This is a genomic window from Arthrobacter sp. SLBN-53 (genome assembly GCF_006715585.1).
Taxonomy (GTDB): Bacteria; Actinomycetota; Actinomycetes; order Mycobacteriales; family Mycobacteriaceae; genus Mycobacterium; species Mycobacterium neoaurum_A.
Map to the genome: position 1 here is coordinate 308,214 of NZ_VFNN01000001.1, position 17,755 is coordinate 325,968.

Below are 17,755 nucleotides of genomic sequence, written 5' to 3' on the forward strand. Positions count from 1 at the left end.
ATGATCACAACGGCGCGCGGGAAGGGCGGATCACCGTTGTTACGGGTGCGACTGGGGTGAAAATGGCGTCATGACGACGAGCCGCCGGCTGCGCCTGACGCTGTATGACTCGGGCGCGGTGATCCGCAGCCTGGCCGGTGTCATGGCGATCACGGTGCCCGCGATACTGCTGGGCTTCCCGGCTCAGCTGTCGGCGGTGGCGAGCGCCGCGATGGCCGGGTTGGTCGCCGGCGCCAGCGCGTTACAGGACAGCCCCCGGGGCCGGTTCCCGATCGTGGTCCTCGTCTCGGCCGAGATGGCGTTGGCGGTGCTGCTGGGCGCGCTGACCGGCGGCAGCGATCTGGCCCTGCTGATCGCGCTGGCGCTGTGGTGCGTGGTGGCCGGCCTGCACTGGGCACTGAGCGCCAACGCAGGTCTGGTAGCCGCCTCGGGCGCGGCGCTGTTGTTGACGGCCGAGCCGCCGGCGACGGCATCCGCGGCGGTGAGTGCGGCCGCGCTGGCGTTGGCCGCCGGACTGACCCAGGCGGTACTCATCGCGCTCTGGCCGCAGCGGCGTTGGCGCGATCAACGCAGCGCCCTCACCCGGGCCTACCTGTCGCTGGCGACCTACGCCGAGGGCATGCTCACCGATCCGGCCGCCGAGATCGACAACGAACCGCTGCTGCAGCTGCGGGAGGCCTTCACCGTCAACGAGGCGATGGCCAAACGCCGGCCACCGATCTACCGGGGCTGGTACGGCCTGCCCGAACGTATTTCGCAGTCCCTGACCGGGCTGCGCGCGCACACCGACGACGAGGCCGTCGCACGGCTGCTGCGCGCCGCTGCCGACCTGCTGACGGTCATCGCCCATGCCAGACGTCGCTCTCGGCAGGACCTCGGTCACGCCATCGGCCAATTGGATGGCTCGGCGCAGGCAGTCGGCGGCGAGCTACGCGACACCGCCGTGCGCCTGGTCGGCCAACTGCGCGAGGCGGTGGAGTTGCGCTACGGGCAGTTCGAACCCGAGCAGGTCGCCCACCTGCGCAGGCCCGGTCTGCCGCACGCGCTGGCCGCGGCCGTGCATCTGATGCGCGAACAGACCGACCGGTACTCGCCCATCCTGCGGCACACGATCCGGCTGGCCGCCGCCACCGTCATCGGTGTGGCGGTGTGGCGGTATGCCGGGGTGCCCCATGGCGCATGGATTGCGCTCACCGTCCTGATGGTGTTGCGGCCCGAGACCGCGCACACCTACACCCGGTGTGTGTGGCGAATCGTCGGAACCGCCGCCGGGGTGGCACTCGGGGCCGTCATCGTCGCGGTGTCGGGACCGTCGCCCATTGCCTCGACGGTGCTCGCGGTGCTGCTGGTCGCGCTGGCCTATGCCAGCGCCGAGGTGAGCTACCTGGCGGTGAACACGGCCATCGCGGCAGCCCTCGTCCTGCTGCTCAACACCGGTGGCACCGGTGATGCCGCCGCCATTGCCGACCGCCTGCTCGCGGTACTGATCGGCGGCGCACTGGCGGTGACGGTGCACGTCGCCCTACCGGACAACGCATTGGTGCGGTTGCGGCAGCGCGCAGGCGAGCTGCTCAAGACCGAGATCGACTATGCGGCAATGGTCGTGCGGGCCTTCGTGCACGACCTGGACCACCCGAAGGAGGCGCTGGAATCGGCATGGGCGAGGGCGGTGAGTGCGCGCACCGCGTTCGAGGCGACCGCCGGGGCGACGGGAACCGACTGGCAGCAGCTACGCCGATGGATGCGCTCCTACCGAGCGGCGTTGAACGCGGTCACCACCTCATGCGCCACGTTGGAAGCCAACCTGCCCGCGCATCCGCCGGTCGACCTGAACCGGGAATTCGTCGCGGCCGTCGACGAGTACGTGAAGGCGTTGTCGGGTGATCCCGCCACGCCGGCCGCGCCATGGCGTGTCGATACCGACGCGCTGCTCGCCGCCAATGCCGGCGTGCGGACCGCGGCGGCACTGTTGACCGACGCCGACGGCGCCGAGCGGGTACTCGTCGCCGAGATCGCCACCATCACCGCGGTGGTCACCGAGGTAGCCGCAAGCGATATCCAGGTGGGGTGAGCCGGCGTCACCCCCGTGCCCACCTGGGTTGGATGAACACCCCCTCGGCCTGCACTGTCGGTCCGGAGCCGTCCGATATCGTGCCCGCGGCAAAGGTTTTGATGCCCTCGGTACGCACGATCGCCGCTTCGGCACGCAGCGCGCCCAGCGGTGTCGGACGCAGATATCGCACGCTGATGGTTCCGGTCAGCCGCGGACTGGTGGCCGGGCTGGCAGCCTCGCCGAGGACGTGATCGAGGATCAGCGCGGCGATACCGCCGTGCACATGTCCCGGCGGCCCTTCGTAGGGGGCGCCGAGCACGAAATCTGCCGATACCGAACCGTCGTCGGCGCGGCGAACCGCCAACGGCGGCGCGATCGGGTTGCGCAGGCCGATCACGGCGTTACCCCACGGCATCCGATCGCCGTGGGCGGTGAACCGCACACCGAACGCACCGTCGAGTTGCTTACCGCGCAGCGCGGCAGTCGCCTCGTCGATGCGCGACTTGGCCGCCGCCACGGTGTCGGCGTCGGTTTCGGTTCGGATGGTCGCATCGACGAGTCGGCGAACCGATTCGGTGAGTGGGCCGTAGATGCTGCGCAGCCGTTCGACCTCCTCGGCGCTGAGGTCCTCGTGGGTGAAGTCCAACATCCCAGAACTAGAACACGTTCTAGAGACTCTGTCGAGCCGCCTCGCGCCGTGTCCACCCCATGACGCTATGGTCGCGACAGACCGATGCCGGCGACACGACGCGGGGAAGGTGACAACCGTAGCCATGGCGGCACCAAGGATGCCCGGCCCGGGACAGGGGCTGCCCGCGACCCTCGTCGACGTGGCCGCCGACCGGCTGCGGGCCGCCATCCTCAGCGGCGCATTGCCACCGGGCCAAAAACTGGTCGAAGAACAGCTCTGCGCCGATCTCGGGATCAGCCGGGCACCGTTACGCGAGGCGCTGCGCTTGTTGACCCAACAGGGCCTGGTCGAGCATCTGCCGCGACGCGGATCCCGGGTCACCGTGTGGTCTCCGACCGACATCCTCCAACTGTTCGCCTTGCGCAACGTCCTGGAGCGGCACGCCATCGAGCTGGCGCTGCCGCTGGCCGATCCGGCCACCGACCTCGAGCCGGTCCACCGTGCGTTGGACGAGATGGCCCGGGCCCGCGACGAGTTGGACCGAGACGATGCCCACCGCCGCTTCCACGCTGCCGTGGTGGCGCTGGCCGGAAATCGGCAACTCGACATCGCCCTGGCACCGATCTTGCTCAAGCTGCAGCTCCCGATGGCGATGAACCTTCGCGAGGAGGCTCGACACCACCGGGCCCGCGACGGGCTCGACCGGCATCGCGCCATCCTGACCGCACTCGAGACCAATGACCCCGCCACTGTCATCACCGCGCTGGCCGAGCACGGTCATCTCCAGTTTCTCGAGCTGCCGGATCGCTAACAAGATCGACACACGGCCGTACCGAGATCGCCACGATTCTGTCGACAATCGACAGATATGGATTCAGATGTGTGGGGCCCGACCGTCGGGCCGTCGGTGGCAGAGATACTGGCGTCGCACGAAAGCGGGAGCGGATCACCCACCAAGACCGCGGCTCGTGTTGCCGATGCCATAGCTGCCCGCGGTGACGATGGCACGTGGCTGTCGACGGTGCCCAGAGCCGAACTGCTGAACGCCGCCGCCGAGATCGAACGACGCCCCGGGGCACGTACCCTGCCCCTCTACGGTGTGCCGTTCGGGGTCAAGGACAGCATCGATGTCGCCGGGGTCCCGACCACCCTGTCCTGCCCCGATTTCGGCTACCTGGCGACCGAGACCGCGCCCGCGGTGCAGCGACTGCTCGACGCCGGCGCGTTGTATGTCGGTAAGACCAACCTGGACCAGTTCGCCACCGGCCTCAACGGCACCCGCACCCCCCACACCATCCCGCGCAGTGTGTATGGCGCCGAATTGATTTCCGGTGGTTCGAGTTCCGGTTCGGCAGTGGCCGTCGCGCTCGGCCAGATCCCGTTCGCCGTCGCCACCGACACCGCTGGGTCCGGCCGGGTGCCCGCCGCACTGAACGGCGTCATCGGCTTCAAACCATCACGCGGACTGATCAGCACCGTCGGCTTGGTACCGGCCTGCAAGTCGCTCGACTGCATCACCGTGATGGCCGGGTGCATCGATGACGTGGACCGGGTGTTCGACGTGATGGCCGGCCGCGACGACGCCGATGCCTGGTCGCGTGACCGCGGGCCCCGGTACACGGGTGCGCCGATCACGCTCGGATTGCCTGCCATCGACGAACTGGAGTTCTTCGGCGACGAGCAGATGGCACGTGCGCACGAGGCGTTTCGCCGCCGCCTCGCGGGTCAGGTGCACACCGTCGAGGTGTCGCTGGCGCCCTTTCTCGCCGCAGGCGAGCTGCTCTACCAGGGCCCGTGGGTGGCCGAGCGGCTCGTCGTGTTCGGCGATTTCCTTGCTGCTGAACCGGACTCGATACACCCGGTGGTCAGGGACATCCTGCGCAGCGGCGCGAAATACACCGCCGTCGACGCGTTCGCCGCGTTACAGCGACTGCAGGAACTGCGCGCCGAGGTGAGCCGGATCTGGTGCGATATCGACGCCATGGTGGTGCCGACCATCGGGACCACCTTCACCGTCGACGAGGTGCTCGCCCGGCCGATCGACACCAACACGATGCTCGGGCACTACACCCATTTCGGCAACCTGCTCGATCTGCTCGGGGTGGCAATCCCACTGGGCCGCACACAAGACGGCCGCCCGCACAGTGCCACCGTGCTGTCGGCCGCCCGGCGTGACGACCTCGCGCTGCACATCGCCGCGCAGATTCTCGACGAGCCGCGCTGCAGCGCCACCCCCGGCACTCCGGTCGCCACCGCCGTCGAGGAGCGAGTATGAGCCAGCACGTCGCCATTGCCGCAACACCCGAACCATTCCCCCTGGTTGCCGGTCGAACCGCGCTGGTCATCATCGACATGCAACGAGACTTCCTGTTGCCCGGCGGCTTCGGTGAGAGCCTCGGAAACGATGTCGGGCAGCTGCTGAAGGTCGTACCGCCGCTCGCGGCACTTCTGACAGCGGCACGAGAGGCCGGCGTCATGGTGATCCACACCCGCGAGGGGCACCGGCCCGACCTGTCGGACTGCCCTCCGGCCAAACTCCGGCGCGGCGTCCCCAGCAAGCGAATCGGCGACGAGGGCAGGTTCGGCCGCATCCTGATCCGTGGTGAGTACGGCCACGACATCATCGACGAGCTGCGCCCCCTCGACGGTGAGGTCGTCATCGACAAACCGGGCAAGGGCGCGTTCTACGACACCGAACTGGCCGAGGTGCTCGCCGGGGCGGGCATCACGCAACTGCTGATCACCGGTGTCACAACCGAGGTGTGTGTGCACACCACAACCCGCGAGGCCAACGACCGCGGATACGAATGTCTGGTCGTATCCGACTGCGTCGGTTCGTATTTCCCGGAGTTCCATCGGATCGGCCTGGAGATGATCGCCGCACAGGGCGGGATCTTCGGCTGGGTCGCCGACAGCACCGCCGTCCTCACCGCCCTGCACACCCTGACCATCGACGCCGCCTGATCGGAGATAGCCATGAGTACCGAGATCACCGATCCACCGGTCGACCCGCCGGTGCCCGAAGCCGCCGCTGCCGTGCCGTGGTGGACCCGCGGCGACACCAACGCGTTCTTCGGGCTCGGGTTCAACATCCTGGTCAACGTCCTCACCCTGACCGGGCTCATGATCGGGGTTGTCGCGGTGCCTGCCAGCGATGTGCTCGGTACGGTGCTCCCCGCCCTCGGCGTCGCGCTGATCCTGGGAAACCTGTACTACACATTTCTTGCCCGCCGGCTCGCGCGACGCGAGAACCGCACGGACGTCACCGCACTCCCCTACGGCCCGTCGGTGCCGCACATGTTCATCGTCGTGTTCGTGGTGATGCTGCCGGTATACCTGAACACCCAGGACCCACTGCAGGCGTGGTCCGCCGGGCTGGCGTGGGCGTTCATGATCGGCATCATCGTGATGATCGGCGCGTTCGTCGGGCCCTACATCCGTAAGCTCACTCCGCGCGCCGCCATGCTCGGCACGCTGGCCGGGATCTCCATCACCTTCATCTCAATGCGGCCGGCCGCACAGATGTGGGAGGCCGCCTGGATCGGCCTGCCGGTGCTCGCCATCATCCTGATCGGATTCTTCACCGACGTGAAACTGCCGTTCGGGATGCCGGTCGGTTTGGCGGCGCTACTGGTGGGCACCGCCATCGGCTGGATGGGCGGATACATGTCGGCGCCCGATGTCGGCCGAGCCGTCTCCGATATCGCGATCGGCATCCCCGATCTGCGCCTGGACCTGCTGTTCTCCGGGCTGACCAACCTGGCCCCGCTGTTGGGCACGGCGATCCCGCTGGGTGTCTACAACTTCACCGAGGCGATGAGCAATGTCGAGAGTGCCGCGGCGGCCGGTGACAACTACAACCTGCGCAGCGTGCTGCTGGCCGACGGCGCGGGCGCGGTCGTCGGTTCGGCCTTCGGCTCACCGTTCCCGCCGGCGGTCTATATCGGCCATCCGGGCTGGAAGGATGCGGGCGGTCGTGCCGGCTACTCGCTGGCCAGTGGCCTTCTCATCGGCGTGCTGTGTTTCGTCGGCCTCTTCGGCATCCTGGACGCGCTGCTGCCGGTGCCTGCGATCGTGCCGATCCTGCTCTACATCGGTCTCCTGATCGGCGCCCAGGCCTTCCAGGCGGTGCCACGCCTGCACGCAATCGCCGTGGTGATCGCCTTGTTGCCCAATCTCGCCGAGTGGGCCAAGACCCAGATCGACAATGCCTTGAACGCCGCGGGGACGACGGCGTCGGAGGTGGGCATGGATGCGCTCAACGGTTCCGGCGTGGTGTACGCGGGGTTGAAGACGTTGGGAGAGGGTGCCGTTCTGGTCGGGCTGATCCTCGGCACGATGGTCGTCTTCATCCTGGAGAAGAAATTCCTCTTCGCCGCCGCCGCCGCAACCGTCGGCGCGGCACTGTCCTTCATCGGGCTGATCCACTCTCCGGCAGTGGCGTGGGCGGCCAACCCGTCGGTGGCGCTGGGCTATCTGTTCTTCGCCACGGTATGCGTGCTGTACAGCCTGCTGCCGGGTGCCAAAAGTCCTGCCCTGATCGACGAGAGCGATATCGTCGCCGGTCACTGACCTGGGCGGCGGAGGTCACACGACAGCCCCGACGGTGGCATAGATAACCTAAGTTTTCGTGGTCACTTGTCTACGAAGTGCATTACCCTCGCATTCATGGCTGCACGCACCCACAGTGCGGACCCGCGCGCCGAGCGGGTCCGCACCCTTCTCCACGAGGCCGCCTTCACGCTGGCCCACGAACATCCGGTCGACGAACTGACCGTCGCCACCATCGTCGGTCGCGCCGGCGTGAGCAGGCAGGTCTTCTATCAACATTTCCGCGACCGTGACGACGCGGTCGCGGCCGCCTTCGCGGTGGCATTCGAACAGGCGACCGCCGATATCGGGGACGACCCCCGGGTGCGCATCACCCGGCTGTTCGATTTCGCCGGGGAGCATCGCGAGATGTACCGGAATGTCATCCCCAGCGCGGTCACCCAACGGGTCGTCAATGCCTTCCGCGCCGAACTGGCACCGGCTTGTGCCGAGATCGCCGCGCAGGGCATGTCGGTCATCGCGCCGATGTCCGGGCTCACCGTCGAAGCGGTGACCCGCTTCCTGGTCGGAGGGTTCATGGAGGTGCTGCGATCGTGGATGGAGGCACCGGACCAGCGCGACGCACATGATCTCCGTGAGCGTGTGACCGCCGCATTCGACACCGTCAACGCCCTGCTCACGCTGCCGGGACGGATCTGATGGGCAAGCATCGCGACGCACCTCCGGTCGTCACCCCGACCCAGATCCGAAACGTCGCACTCGCGATGGGCGTTTTCACCGCCCTGGTGCTGGCCATGATCGCCAGCTACGCCGGTGCGTTCGCCAAACCTACTCTGCGCCATATGGATATCGCCGTCGCAGCGCCCGCCCAACTGATCGAGGCAATGCAGGCCAGACCCGAACTCGCCGTCACCGCGGTCACCGACGACGGTGCCGCGCGCGATCTGGTGCTACAGCGAAAAGCAGACGCCGCATTGGTCGCCCAGCCCACGGGAACCCTGGACATCTATGTGGCCGGCGGCGGTGGCCGCAGCGTGGCGACCGCTGCCGAGAGCGTGGGGCGCAGCGTGGCGGCCGGAGCCGGACTGACCCCGGCTGTCACCGATATCGCGCCGACCTCGGCGGGTGACCCGTCCGGCACCGTCGAGTTCTACGCGGTCATCTTCGTCTCGATCGGCGCCTCGGTGGGTGCGGCGGCGTTCGGGCGGTTGGTCGGCGCCGTGCACCGTCCGGCCACCCTCGCCTTGCGGACGGTCACGCTCGGCTGTTACGCGGCACTGCTGGCCGGTGTCGTCACCGTGTATGTCGACAGCGGGCTCGGGGCACTGGCCGGTCATCCCTGGCAGGTTTTCGGGGCGCTGTGGCTCTACGCCATGGCGGTCGGCGGGGCGGTGACCGGGGTCGCGGCCGCCTTCGGCACCGTGGCGGCCATGACGGTCACCGCGTTCCTGGTGGTCGTCGGCAATGCTGCGGCCGCCGGCCCGATCGGCAGACCTCTGTTGACCGGGTTCTACACGTTGTTCAACCAGATCGTGCCGCAGGGATCGGGAGTTTCGCTGCTGCGCAGTATCGAGTACTTCGACGGCAATGGGGCGCTGACACCCTTTGCCACACTGATGATCTGGGCAGCCACCGGGCTCGCGCTCGCCGCGTTCGCGACCACCGTGCGCACACCGGCCGCCGAACGGCTGCGCCGTCGCACCGGCTCGCGCGGCTGACCCCCATTATGGTTGGTCGATGGATGCGGGCTACTACGACCTGGGCAGCTACCGACGCCCGGTCGACACCGATTCTGCACAGGCGCAGGTGTGGTTCGACCGGGGTCTGGTGTGGGCCTACGCCTTCAATCACGAAGAGGCGGTGCGCTGTTTCGAACGCGCGCTGGAACACGACGGCGACCTTGCCATCGCCCGCTGGGGCATCGCCTACGCCGTCGGCCCGAACTACAACAAGGCCTGGGATGCCTTCGATCCCGTCGAACTGGACGGTGCACTGCGGCGGGCGCACGCAGAGCTGGCCTCGGCCGCGGCGGGGCGGGCCTCGGCCACCGAACGCGCCCTGATCGAAGCCCTGTCGCTACGTTTCCCGACCGACGACCCGTCCGATGACACCGCGCTGCACGGCGGGCACGCCGCCTACGCAGACGCGATGGTGTCGGTCGCCGCGTGCTTCCCCGACGATGTCGACGTGCAGGCACTGGCCGCCGACGCGCTGCTCAACGTCAGCGCCTGGGAACTCTGGGACAGCGCGACCGGTCAGCCGGCCGCCGGCTCACGGGTGGAAGAGGCCACGGCGATCCTGGAGGCCGCCCTCGCCGGGACCGCCGGGCAGGCACATCCGGGGATCTTGCACCTCTACATCCATGCGATGGAGATGTCGGCGCACCCCGAGCTCGCGTTGCCCGCGGCCGACCTGCTCCGCGGCCTGGTACCCGATGCCGGCCATCTGCAGCACATGCCCAGCCATATCGACGTGCTCTGCGGCGACTACCGGGCCTCGGTGGTGGCCAACCAGGCCGCCGTGGCCGCCGATCGGGTGTTCGTCGCCGATGCCGGGCCACTGAACTTCTATTCGCTCTACCGCGCCCACGATCTGCACTTCGTGGTCTACTCGGCAATGTTCGAGGGCCGGTTCCAGATCGCCCACGACGCCGCGCGCGAGCTCGCCGAACAGCTCACACCCGAACTGCTCGCCATCCCCTCGCCCCCGATGGCCGACTGGCTGGAGGCGTTCGCCGCCCTCGAGGTTCACGTCCTGGTGCGTTTCGGCCGGTGGTCCGATCTGATCTCGCTGCCGGTGCCCGAAGACGGTGCGCTCTACTGCACCACCACCGCGACCGTGCACTACGGCCGCGGGGTGGCCTACGCCGCAACCGGCCAGCTATCTCATGCGTACGACGAACGTGACGCTCTCGCAGCCGCTTACGCGCGGATTCCCGATACCCGCTACCTGTTCAACAACACCAGCCGCGATATCCTCGCCATCGGAGTCGCCATGCTCGACGGCGAAATCGCTTATCGGGAAGGGCGATTCGACGACGCTTTCGCCCGGCTCCGCGATGCCATCGCACTCGACGACGCCCTGCCCTACGACGAACCCTGGGGCTGGATGCAGCCGACACGGCACGCCTACGGCGCGCTGCTGCTCGAGCAGGGCCGGTTATCCGAGGCCGCCGACGTGTACGCAGCGGATCTCGGACTCGACAGCACTCTGCGCCGGTCGTGCCAGCACCCTGGCAACGTCTGGAGCCTGCACGGCTACCACGAGTGCCTGCAACGTCTGAGCCGTGATGCAGAAGCGGCAATCATCGGCCAGCAGCTGAAGCTGGCCCGCGCCCGCGCCGATGTACCCGTTCTCGCGTCCTGCGCGTGCCGCCTCGATGTCACAACAGGGCCGGAGACGTGTTGCGAATAGGTGAATTTAGTTGGCAGTCAACGTGTCATGCAACCAACGAGGCCCCGAGCCACTATCGTGTGCGTCAGGAAAAGAACCGGGGGCCCGCGCAAGCCGAGTGCGCTCCCGCCCCTACCTGTGGAGAGGACAACGATGTCCAACGAACACCACCTGGCGCACCTCCGTTCCAAGGACGAGCCATTGGTCGCACTGGTCGGGATGATCAGGCACGCAGTGAGCGACCCGGTCCGCTCCGCCGGCGGCAGCAAAGCCGATGTCGAGGCCATCGCCGTCGCGGCCGCGTACGCGGCGTGGTGCTGGGGGGCGGCCACCGACGAATCGGCGCCCCAACCGTTGCGCTGCGGTTGACGTTGCACCCCGCTGGGTAAACTCGCCCGCGTGGCGATCACCGACGCGGACCTGGAATTCCTTCGGCGGTGTGTCGAACTGGCACGCGACGCGCTGAACCTCGGCGACGAGCCCTTCGGCTCGCTTCTGGTCGACGAAGCAGGTGACACCCTGTTCGCCGATCACAATCACGTCAGCAATGGCGACGCCACCGAGCACCCCGAGTTCGCCATTGCCCGATGGGCCGCCGAGCACCTCACCCCCGAACAGCGCTCGAGTGCCACCGTCTACACCTCCGGTGAACACTGCGCCATGTGTTCGGCCGCGCACGCGTGGGTGGGCTTGGGGCGCATCGTCTACGCGACATCGGCCCAGCAGCTCAGCCAGTGGTGCGCCGAGTGGGGTGCGCCCCAGGCGCCGGTCGCGCCACTTCCCATCAGCACCGTCGCACCGGGTCTCGTCGTCGACGGCCCCGCGCCGCAACTGGGTGACCAGATGCGCGATCTCTACGAGCGGGCGTTCCGACCATGAGCGATCCAGACTGGGTGCGCCACGTCATCTGGTGGCAGATCTATCCCCTCGGGTTCGTCGGCGCGTTTCCTGCCGATCCCGCACCGACGGCCGAGGAGCACCGGCTGCTGCGGATCATCGACTGGCTCGACCACGCGCTGGAACTGGGCGCATCCGGTCTGGCGCTCGGGCCGGTGTTCAGCTCCCGGACCCACGGTTATGACACCACCGATCACTTGCGTATCGATCCACGCTTGGGAACCGATGCCGATTTCGACCGACTCATCTCCGAATGCCGCCGGCGAGGGCTCAGGGTGTTGCTCGACGGTGTGTTCAACCACGTCGGCACCGACCACCCGCGCTATCGCGACGCGGTCGCGGGTGGCCCGACGGATTGGTTCCGGCATGGTTCCGGCGGTTTCGACACCTTCGAGGGCCACGGCGAACTGATCGCGCTGAACCACGGTAATCCCGAGGTGGTGGCGCACACCGTCGAGGTGATGAACCACTGGCTCGATCGCGGTGCCGACGGCTGGCGCCTCGATGCCGCCTATGCAGTCGATCCGGGATTCTGGCGGCAGGTCTTACCGCAGGTTCGTCGCCGCCATCGCGATGCCTGGTTCCTGGGCGAGGTCATCCACGGCGACTACGCAGCGCAGGTGAGCGCCGCAGGATACGACTCGGTCACCCAGTACGAACTGTGGAAGGCCGTCTGGAGCGCCCTGAACGACAAGAACTTCCACGAACTCGACTGGGCGCTGCAGCGCCACAACGATTTTCTGGGATCCTTTGTGCCGCTGACGTTCATCGGCAACCACGATGTCACCAGGATCGCCAGCCGCATCGAAGATCCGCGGCATCTCGAGCATGCCCTAGTGCTGCTGCTGACCACCGGAGGCACCCCGAGCGTGTACGCCGGCGACGAATGGGCCTGGCGCGGTGTCAAGGAGGAACGCGTCGGCGGCGACGACGCGATCCGCCCCGAGTTCGGCGCGCCGCCGATCCCACCAAATGACATGACGCGGCTGTATCAGTACCTCATCGGCCTGCGCCGACGAAACCCGTGGCTGCACAACGCCCGTACCGAATCACTGAGCCTGACCAACACCGGTTACGCCTACCGCGTCGCCGCCGATGATCGAGCGTTGGTGGTGGCCCTCAACCTCGACGACGCGCCGTTGACTGCCGGGTTGCCTGGGACCGGGCGGGTGATCGCGGGCTCCGGGGCCCCACCTGCCGAACGTGTCGACGAACTCGTCGTGCCCCCGCACGGCTGGGTGATCGCCGACTACGGCTGATCGTCCTTGGTCCAGGTGTAGGGCTGTTCGGGCACACCGCGATCGCCGAGCATGAATGTCCGATGCTCACGCTCGCCGCGCCCGATCGCTGCCATCCAGGTCAGCACCGTGCTGACCCGGTTGTGGACACCAGTCAGGAACGCGATATGGATGAAGCCCCACGCCATCCAGCCCAGCCGGCCCGAGAGCTTCACCGGACCTACTTGCAGCAAGGCATTGCCGCGGCTGATGTAGGCCGCCGAGCCGAGATCGCGGTACCGGTATCTGCGGCGCGGTTTACCTGCCAGCTCACGACGCACGCACGAGGCAACGTGCAGGCCGCCCTGCATGGCGTTCTCGGCCACACCGGGATAGTCGCCCCCGGCCAGATCGCCGATGACGAAGACCTCGGGATGACCAGGCACCGACAGATCCGGTTGGACGTCGATCCGGCCGGACCGATCTGTCTCGGCGCCCAGCGCCTGCGCGGCGCGCCGGGCGAACGGCACCGCCTCGACGCCGGCGGTCCACAGGACCGTCCTCGCCTCGTACCGCTGCTCCGGTCCGCCGGACTTGGGCGTCACCGTCACGCCGTCGCGGCCGACATCGGTGACATGGACGCCCATGTGCAACTCGACACCGAGCGCCTGCAGGGTGCGGGTGGCCTTGTCGGTCAAACCCGGGGCGAACGACTTCAAGACCCGGTCACCACCGTCGAACAACAGCACCCTGGCGTCCTCGGGTTTGATGCTGTGGAACTCGTTGGCCAGTGTCCGTGAGGCGACCTCGCGGATCTGGCCGGCGATCTCGACACCGGTGGGGCCGCCGCCGGCCACGGCGAAGGTCAGCCAGCTGTCCCGCTCGCGGCCCGGCGGCAAGGTCTCGGCGATCTCGAATGCGGTGAACAATCGCTGCCGGATGCACAGCGCATCGTCGAGGGTCTTCATCCCCGGTGCCCACTCGGCAAAACGCTCGTTGCCGAAATAGGACTGCTGCATGCCCGCCGCGATCACCAGGACGTCGTACTCCAGCGTGTAAGTCGATTCGTCGGGACGTAACGCCGTCACGATCCTGGCGTCCGGATCCAGCTGCACCGCCTCGCCGAGCAAGGTGCGCACATTGGGGTATCGCGAGAGCTCCTCGCGCAGTGAGTGGCTGATCTGACCGATGCTCAGCGTTCCGGTGGCGCATTGGTAGAGCAGTGGCTGAAAGATATGCCCGGCCGCACGGTCGAGCAGGGTGACCGCCGCGCCGGTGCGCCCGAGCCGGCGGGCGCAGAACAGACCGCCGAACCCTCCCCCGATGATGAGCACCCTGGTGCGTCCGTTGTTCACCCGTGCCAGGCTAGTCGCCACGTCACTTCGTCAAGCCGCGCGCGTCACCCGACCCGGACGGCTACGCTCACCGGTTGATGGCGATCACCAGCGAAGCAGTATCGGAGCCCGGGCCCGCTGCCGACAACCACAAGCGCCGCAGGCGAAGTGCTCTGTCGAGAATGAGCATCCAGTCGAAATTGTTGATCATGCTGCTGGCGACCAGCATTCTGTCTGCCGCCGTGATCGGCTATATCGGCTATCAGTCCGGGCGTAGTTCGCTGCGCGACGCGGCCTTCAACCGGCTCAACGAGATCCTCTCGTCGCAAACCCGCCAGTTGGAGGCCGAATACCGCTATCTGCGCGAATCGCTGGTGATCTACACCCGCGGTTCCACGGCACACGAAGCAGCACGCGAGTACGCCGCGGGCTTCGACGAGCTCAGCACCGCCACCACCACCCCCGCGCAGGACCGCGCCATCAATGACTATTACCGGGATCAATTCGCCAAGGAAACCACCGCGGCTACCGGGCAGGACATCGATATCAGCGGCCTTCTTCCCACCTCTCCGGCAGAGAAGTACCTGCAGGCCTATTACACCGCGCCCTTCGACGACTGGGATGCCGCCCTGCGAAACGACGACGCCGGTGACGGCAGCCGATGGTCGGCGGCCAACGCCCGCTTCAACGACTTCTTCCGCCAGATCGTGCATCGGTTCCGATTCGAAGATGCGCTGTTGTTGGACACTCAAGGCAACGTCATCTACACGGCCTACAAGGGACCCGATCTCGGGACCAACATTCTGACCGGGCCCTATCGCGACGGCAAGCTCACCGCGGCATACCAGTCCGCGTTGGAGTCCAACGTCGTCGACTATGTCGGTGTCACGGACTTCGCCTACTACCAGCCGACCGCCGAGCCGACGGCATGGTTCATGTCGCCGATCGGTTCCGGTGGGCAGATCGACGGGGTGCTGGCATTGCAATTTCCCACCATCGGCGTCAACCGCGTCATGACGATGGACCGAGAGTGGGAACAGGCCGGTATGGGGAGCACCGGTGAGACCTTCCTCGTCGGACCCGACGGGACGATGCGGTCCAACTCGCGGCTTTTCGAAGAAGATCGCGACGCGTTCCGCACTCGAGTCGTGGATGCCGGTACGCCCCCGGATGTCGCCGATCAGTCGCTGCGCAACAACACCAATGTCCTCATTCAGCCAGTGGCCGACGAGGCAACCCGACAGGCCCAACGCGGACAGACCGGCACCATCGTCGAAACCGACTATCTGGGTAACGAATCCCTGCAGGCGTACGGGCCGGTGAATCTGCCGGGCCTGGACTGGGTGATGGTCGCCAACATCGACACCTCCGAGGCGTTCGCCCCGGTGGCCACCTTCACCCGCACACTGGTGTTGTCGACAGCGGCCATCGTTTTCATCGTCTCGATCGCCTCGATGCTGTTGGCGCGACTGTTCACCAGACCCATCCGGCGCTTGGAGTCCGGGGCCCGCCAGATCAGTTCCGGCGACTACGGCGTCACGGTACCTGTGCAGTCCAAGGACGAGTTCGGTGACCTGACGGTCGCCTTCAACGCGATGAGCCGCAATCTGGCGATCAAGGACGATCTGCTCAACGAGCAACGCAGGGAGAACGACCGCTTGTTGTTGTCGCTGATGCCGGAGCCGGTCGCCGCGCGCTACCGCGACGGGGAGGAGACCATCGCCCAGGACCATCAGGACGTCACGGTGATCTTCGCCGGCATCACCGGTCTCGACGAATTGTCCGCCGAGCTCAGCGCCGACGAGGGACTGTCCCTGTTCAACCATCTGATCCGCCAGTTCGACGCGGCAGCAGAGGATCTCGGCGTCGAGAAGGTACGCACGCTGCACGACGGTTACCTGGCGAGCTGCGGTTTGACCACACCCAGGTTGGACAATGTGCGCCGCACCGTCGACTTCGCCGTCGAGATGCAGCGCATCGTTGACCGCTTCAACGCCGAGACCGGCCACAGCTTGACCCTGCGTGCCGGTATCGACACGGGCACGGTCACCAGCGGCCTGATCGGCAAGTCCAGCCTGGCCTACGACATGTGGGGCGCCACCGTGGATCTCGCGAACAGCATGCAGAGCGGCTCGTCGCAGCCCGGGGTCTACGTCACGGCACGCGTGCACGACGTGATGAGCGGTAGTCGCACTTTCACCGCCGTCGACGACAGTGGCATCGGCGAACCGGTGTGGCGCTTGACCGAGCAGCGCTCGTGAACGGACTGTTCGACGCCCCGTGGTTCTTGTGGGCCGTCGGGGTGTCCGTCGGCCTGCCGGTCGCCCTGGTGATACTCACCGAGTTGCGTAACGCGCTGGCCCGGCGGGGCAGCGCACTCACCCCCGCGGTGGGCCTGGTGCGCAACTATGTGGTGCCGACCGGGGCACTGTTGCTACTGCTCACCGAGGCCACCGAGATATCAGCCGAAGCCACCGGTGTGCGCATCATCGCGACCGTGTTCGGGTTCGTGGTCCTGATCCTGCTGTTGTCGGGGTTCAATGCCGCGCTGTTCCAGGACGCCCCCGAAGGCTCGTGGCGCCAGCGCATTCCGTCGATCTTCCTCGATGTGGCGCGCCTCGCGCTGATCGCGGTCGGGCTGGCGATGATCCTTTCCTTCGTGTGGGGCGCCAATGTCGGCGGCTTGTTCACCGCACTGGGCGTCACGTCGATCGTTCTCGGCCTGGCCCTGCAGAATTCGGTCGGCCAGATCGTCTCCGGCCTGCTGCTGTTGTTCGAACAACCCTTCAAACTCGGCGACTGGCTCGACACGCCGTCGGCACGCGGTCGCATCGTCGAGGTCAATTGGCGGGCCACCCACGTGGACACCGGCGGTGGCGGGCTGCAGATCATGCCCAACTCGGTGCTGGCCGCCGCATCGTTCACCAATCTGAGCCGGCCTCCAGGCCAGCACAGCATCTCGGTCGTCAGCGTGTTCAGTGCCGGGGACGCGCCCGACAAAGTCTGCGCGATGCTCACCGAAGTGGCCGCGACCCTGCCGCAGTTGCGTAGCGGAGCCACTCCGAAAGCCGTGCCGATCGGTGGACTGGAGTACCGCACCTCGATACCGGTCCGCAGCCCTGCCGACGACGGCGCAGCCAAGGCGACGTTCCTGCGCTGGGTCTGGTATGCCTCCCGGCGTTCGGGTCTGCATCTCGACGAGCGCACCGACGAGTTCAGCACCGCCGCGCGTGTCGACGAGGCAATACAGGCAGTCGCCGCCTCCCTGCGACTGCATCGCAGTGAGCTGGACGGGATCGTCGAGCACGCCCGGGTTACGCGCTACGGGGCCGACGAACTGGTGCAGTCCCGCGGGCAGGTCCCCCACCAGATGACGTTCATCCTCGACGGCAGGGTGCGGTTGTACGCGCCACGCGCGGATGGAGTCGTCGTTGCGGTCGCCACCCTGGAGCAGGGTGACTTCCTGGGCCAGACGACACTCACCCGGGAACCTGTTCGCGCCGACGCCCGCGCCCTCGAGGAGGTGGCCGTCCTACAGATCGGACGCAGCCACGTCGAGGACCTCGTGATGCGAAACCCCCTGTTGCTGCAGGAAATCGGGCGCATCATCGAGGATCGACGGATAAGCATGCGCGACGCATTGGCGACGGCCGACTGATCCTGCCCGGGGCCCATCGGA

At 67.3% G+C, this 17,755-nt stretch carries 15 protein-coding genes; 13 read left to right on the top strand and 2 right to left on the bottom strand.

Going from position 1 to position 17,755, the window contains the following annotated elements:
* The first annotated feature begins 70 nt into the window (after positions 1-70).
* The gene (locus tag FBY28_RS01540; protein WP_141863717.1) at positions 71-2,071 is read left to right on the top strand and encodes an FUSC family protein; all 2,001 of its coding nucleotides are present in this window, start codon (positions 71-73) and stop codon (positions 2,069-2,071) included.
* Positions 2,072-2,078: 7 nt separating this feature from the next.
* Here FBY28_RS01540 and FBY28_RS01545 read toward each other — a convergent pair whose 3' ends face one another.
* Positions 2,079-2,702, bottom strand: a complete 624-nt coding sequence (locus FBY28_RS01545; protein ID WP_141863719.1) for a PaaI family thioesterase — start codon at positions 2,700-2,702, stop codon at positions 2,079-2,081.
* 124 nt (positions 2,703-2,826) lie between these two features.
* On the opposite strand from FBY28_RS01545, the gene FBY28_RS01550 reads away from it, so the two are divergent.
* The 10 genes from FBY28_RS01550 to FBY28_RS01595 all read left to right on the top strand — a co-directional run bounded on the left by FBY28_RS01550 (position 2,827) and on the right by FBY28_RS01595 (position 12,784).
* On the top strand, positions 2,827-3,495 hold the full coding sequence (locus FBY28_RS01550; RefSeq protein ID WP_216847431.1) for a GntR family transcriptional regulator: 669 nt from the start codon (positions 2,827-2,829) through the stop codon (positions 3,493-3,495).
* A 57-nt stretch (positions 3,496-3,552) separates the two neighbouring features.
* A complete protein-coding gene (locus tag FBY28_RS01555; RefSeq protein WP_141863722.1) occupies positions 3,553-4,959 on the top strand; it encodes an allophanate hydrolase in 1,407 nt (468 codons plus the stop codon).
* On the top strand, positions 4,956-5,648 hold the full coding sequence (locus tag FBY28_RS01560) for a cysteine hydrolase family protein (RefSeq protein WP_141863724.1): 693 nt from the start codon (positions 4,956-4,958) through the stop codon (positions 5,646-5,648). The genes FBY28_RS01555 and FBY28_RS01560 overlap by 4 nt, the downstream gene beginning before the upstream one ends.
* Positions 5,649-5,660: 12 nt before the next feature.
* Positions 5,661-7,256 carry a SulP family inorganic anion transporter gene (locus tag FBY28_RS01565; RefSeq protein WP_141863726.1) on the top strand — a complete coding sequence of 532 codons (1,596 nt, stop codon included), beginning with the start codon at positions 5,661-5,663 and terminating at the stop codon, positions 7,254-7,256.
* A 96-nt stretch (positions 7,257-7,352) separates the two neighbouring features.
* Complete coding sequence (locus tag FBY28_RS01570) at positions 7,353-7,934, top strand: TetR/AcrR family transcriptional regulator (RefSeq protein ID WP_141863728.1); 582 nt, start codon at positions 7,353-7,355, stop codon at positions 7,932-7,934.
* Positions 7,934-8,953: a hypothetical protein gene (locus tag FBY28_RS01575; RefSeq protein WP_141863730.1), complete on the top strand. Its 1,020-nt coding sequence runs from the start codon at positions 7,934-7,936 to the stop codon at positions 8,951-8,953. Before FBY28_RS01570 ends, FBY28_RS01575 begins: the two co-directional genes overlap by 1 nt.
* A 19-nt stretch (positions 8,954-8,972) precedes the next feature.
* Entirely contained in the window at positions 8,973-10,649 is a 1,677-nt protein-coding gene (locus FBY28_RS01580) for a tetratricopeptide repeat protein (protein WP_141863732.1), read from the top strand.
* A gap of 132 nt (positions 10,650-10,781) precedes the next feature.
* Positions 10,782-10,997: a hypothetical protein gene (locus tag FBY28_RS01585; protein WP_141863734.1), complete on the top strand. Its 216-nt coding sequence runs from the start codon at positions 10,782-10,784 to the stop codon at positions 10,995-10,997.
* A gap of 30 nt (positions 10,998-11,027) precedes the next feature.
* Entirely contained in the window at positions 11,028-11,507 is a 480-nt protein-coding gene (locus FBY28_RS01590) for a nucleoside deaminase (protein WP_141863736.1), read from the top strand.
* Entirely contained in the window at positions 11,504-12,784 is a 1,281-nt protein-coding gene (locus FBY28_RS01595) for an alpha-amylase family glycosyl hydrolase (protein ID WP_141863738.1), read from the top strand. The genes FBY28_RS01590 and FBY28_RS01595 overlap by 4 nt, the downstream gene beginning before the upstream one ends.
* Here FBY28_RS01595 and FBY28_RS01600 read toward each other — a convergent pair.
* On the bottom strand, positions 12,775-14,097 hold the full coding sequence (locus FBY28_RS01600) for an NAD(P)/FAD-dependent oxidoreductase (RefSeq protein ID WP_141863741.1): 1,323 nt from the start codon (positions 14,095-14,097) through the stop codon (positions 12,775-12,777). The two genes, FBY28_RS01595 and FBY28_RS01600, sit on opposite strands and share 10 nt — an antisense overlap.
* A 161-nt stretch (positions 14,098-14,258) precedes the next feature.
* On the opposite strand from FBY28_RS01600, the gene FBY28_RS01605 reads away from it, so the two are divergent.
* Positions 14,259-16,337: an adenylate/guanylate cyclase domain-containing protein gene (locus FBY28_RS01605; RefSeq protein WP_216847432.1), complete on the top strand. Its 2,079-nt coding sequence runs from the start codon at positions 14,259-14,261 to the stop codon at positions 16,335-16,337.
* Positions 16,334-17,734: a mechanosensitive ion channel domain-containing protein gene (locus FBY28_RS01610; RefSeq protein ID WP_141863743.1), complete on the top strand. Its 1,401-nt coding sequence runs from the start codon at positions 16,334-16,336 to the stop codon at positions 17,732-17,734. Before FBY28_RS01605 ends, FBY28_RS01610 begins: the two co-directional genes overlap by 4 nt.
* The last annotated feature ends 21 nt before the right edge of the window (positions 17,735-17,755 follow it).

Coding starts and splice junctions, on each gene's coding strand:
- FBY28_RS01585 (WP_141863734.1), top strand. CDS start 10,782: ATGTCCAACGAACACCACCTGGCGCACCTCCGTTCCAAGGACGAGCCA.
- FBY28_RS01540 (WP_141863717.1), top strand. CDS start 71: ATGACGACGAGCCGCCGGCTGCGCCTGACGCTGTATGACTCGGGCGCG.
- FBY28_RS01555 (WP_141863722.1), top strand. CDS start 3,553: ATGGATTCAGATGTGTGGGGCCCGACCGTCGGGCCGTCGGTGGCAGAG.
- FBY28_RS01580 (WP_141863732.1), top strand. CDS start 8,973: ATGGATGCGGGCTACTACGACCTGGGCAGCTACCGACGCCCGGTCGAC.
- FBY28_RS01565 (WP_141863726.1), top strand. CDS start 5,661: ATGAGTACCGAGATCACCGATCCACCGGTCGACCCGCCGGTGCCCGAA.
- FBY28_RS01575 (WP_141863730.1), top strand. CDS start 7,934: ATGGGCAAGCATCGCGACGCACCTCCGGTCGTCACCCCGACCCAGATC.
- FBY28_RS01605 (WP_216847432.1), top strand. CDS start 14,259: ATGAGCATCCAGTCGAAATTGTTGATCATGCTGCTGGCGACCAGCATT.
- FBY28_RS01550 (WP_216847431.1), top strand. CDS start 2,827: ATGGCGGCACCAAGGATGCCCGGCCCGGGACAGGGGCTGCCCGCGACC.
- FBY28_RS01595 (WP_141863738.1), top strand. CDS start 11,504: ATGAGCGATCCAGACTGGGTGCGCCACGTCATCTGGTGGCAGATCTAT.
- FBY28_RS01570 (WP_141863728.1), top strand. CDS start 7,353: ATGGCTGCACGCACCCACAGTGCGGACCCGCGCGCCGAGCGGGTCCGC.
- FBY28_RS01545 (WP_141863719.1), bottom strand. CDS start 2,702: ATGTTGGACTTCACCCACGAGGACCTCAGCGCCGAGGAGGTCGAACGG.
- FBY28_RS01560 (WP_141863724.1), top strand. CDS start 4,956: ATGAGCCAGCACGTCGCCATTGCCGCAACACCCGAACCATTCCCCCTG.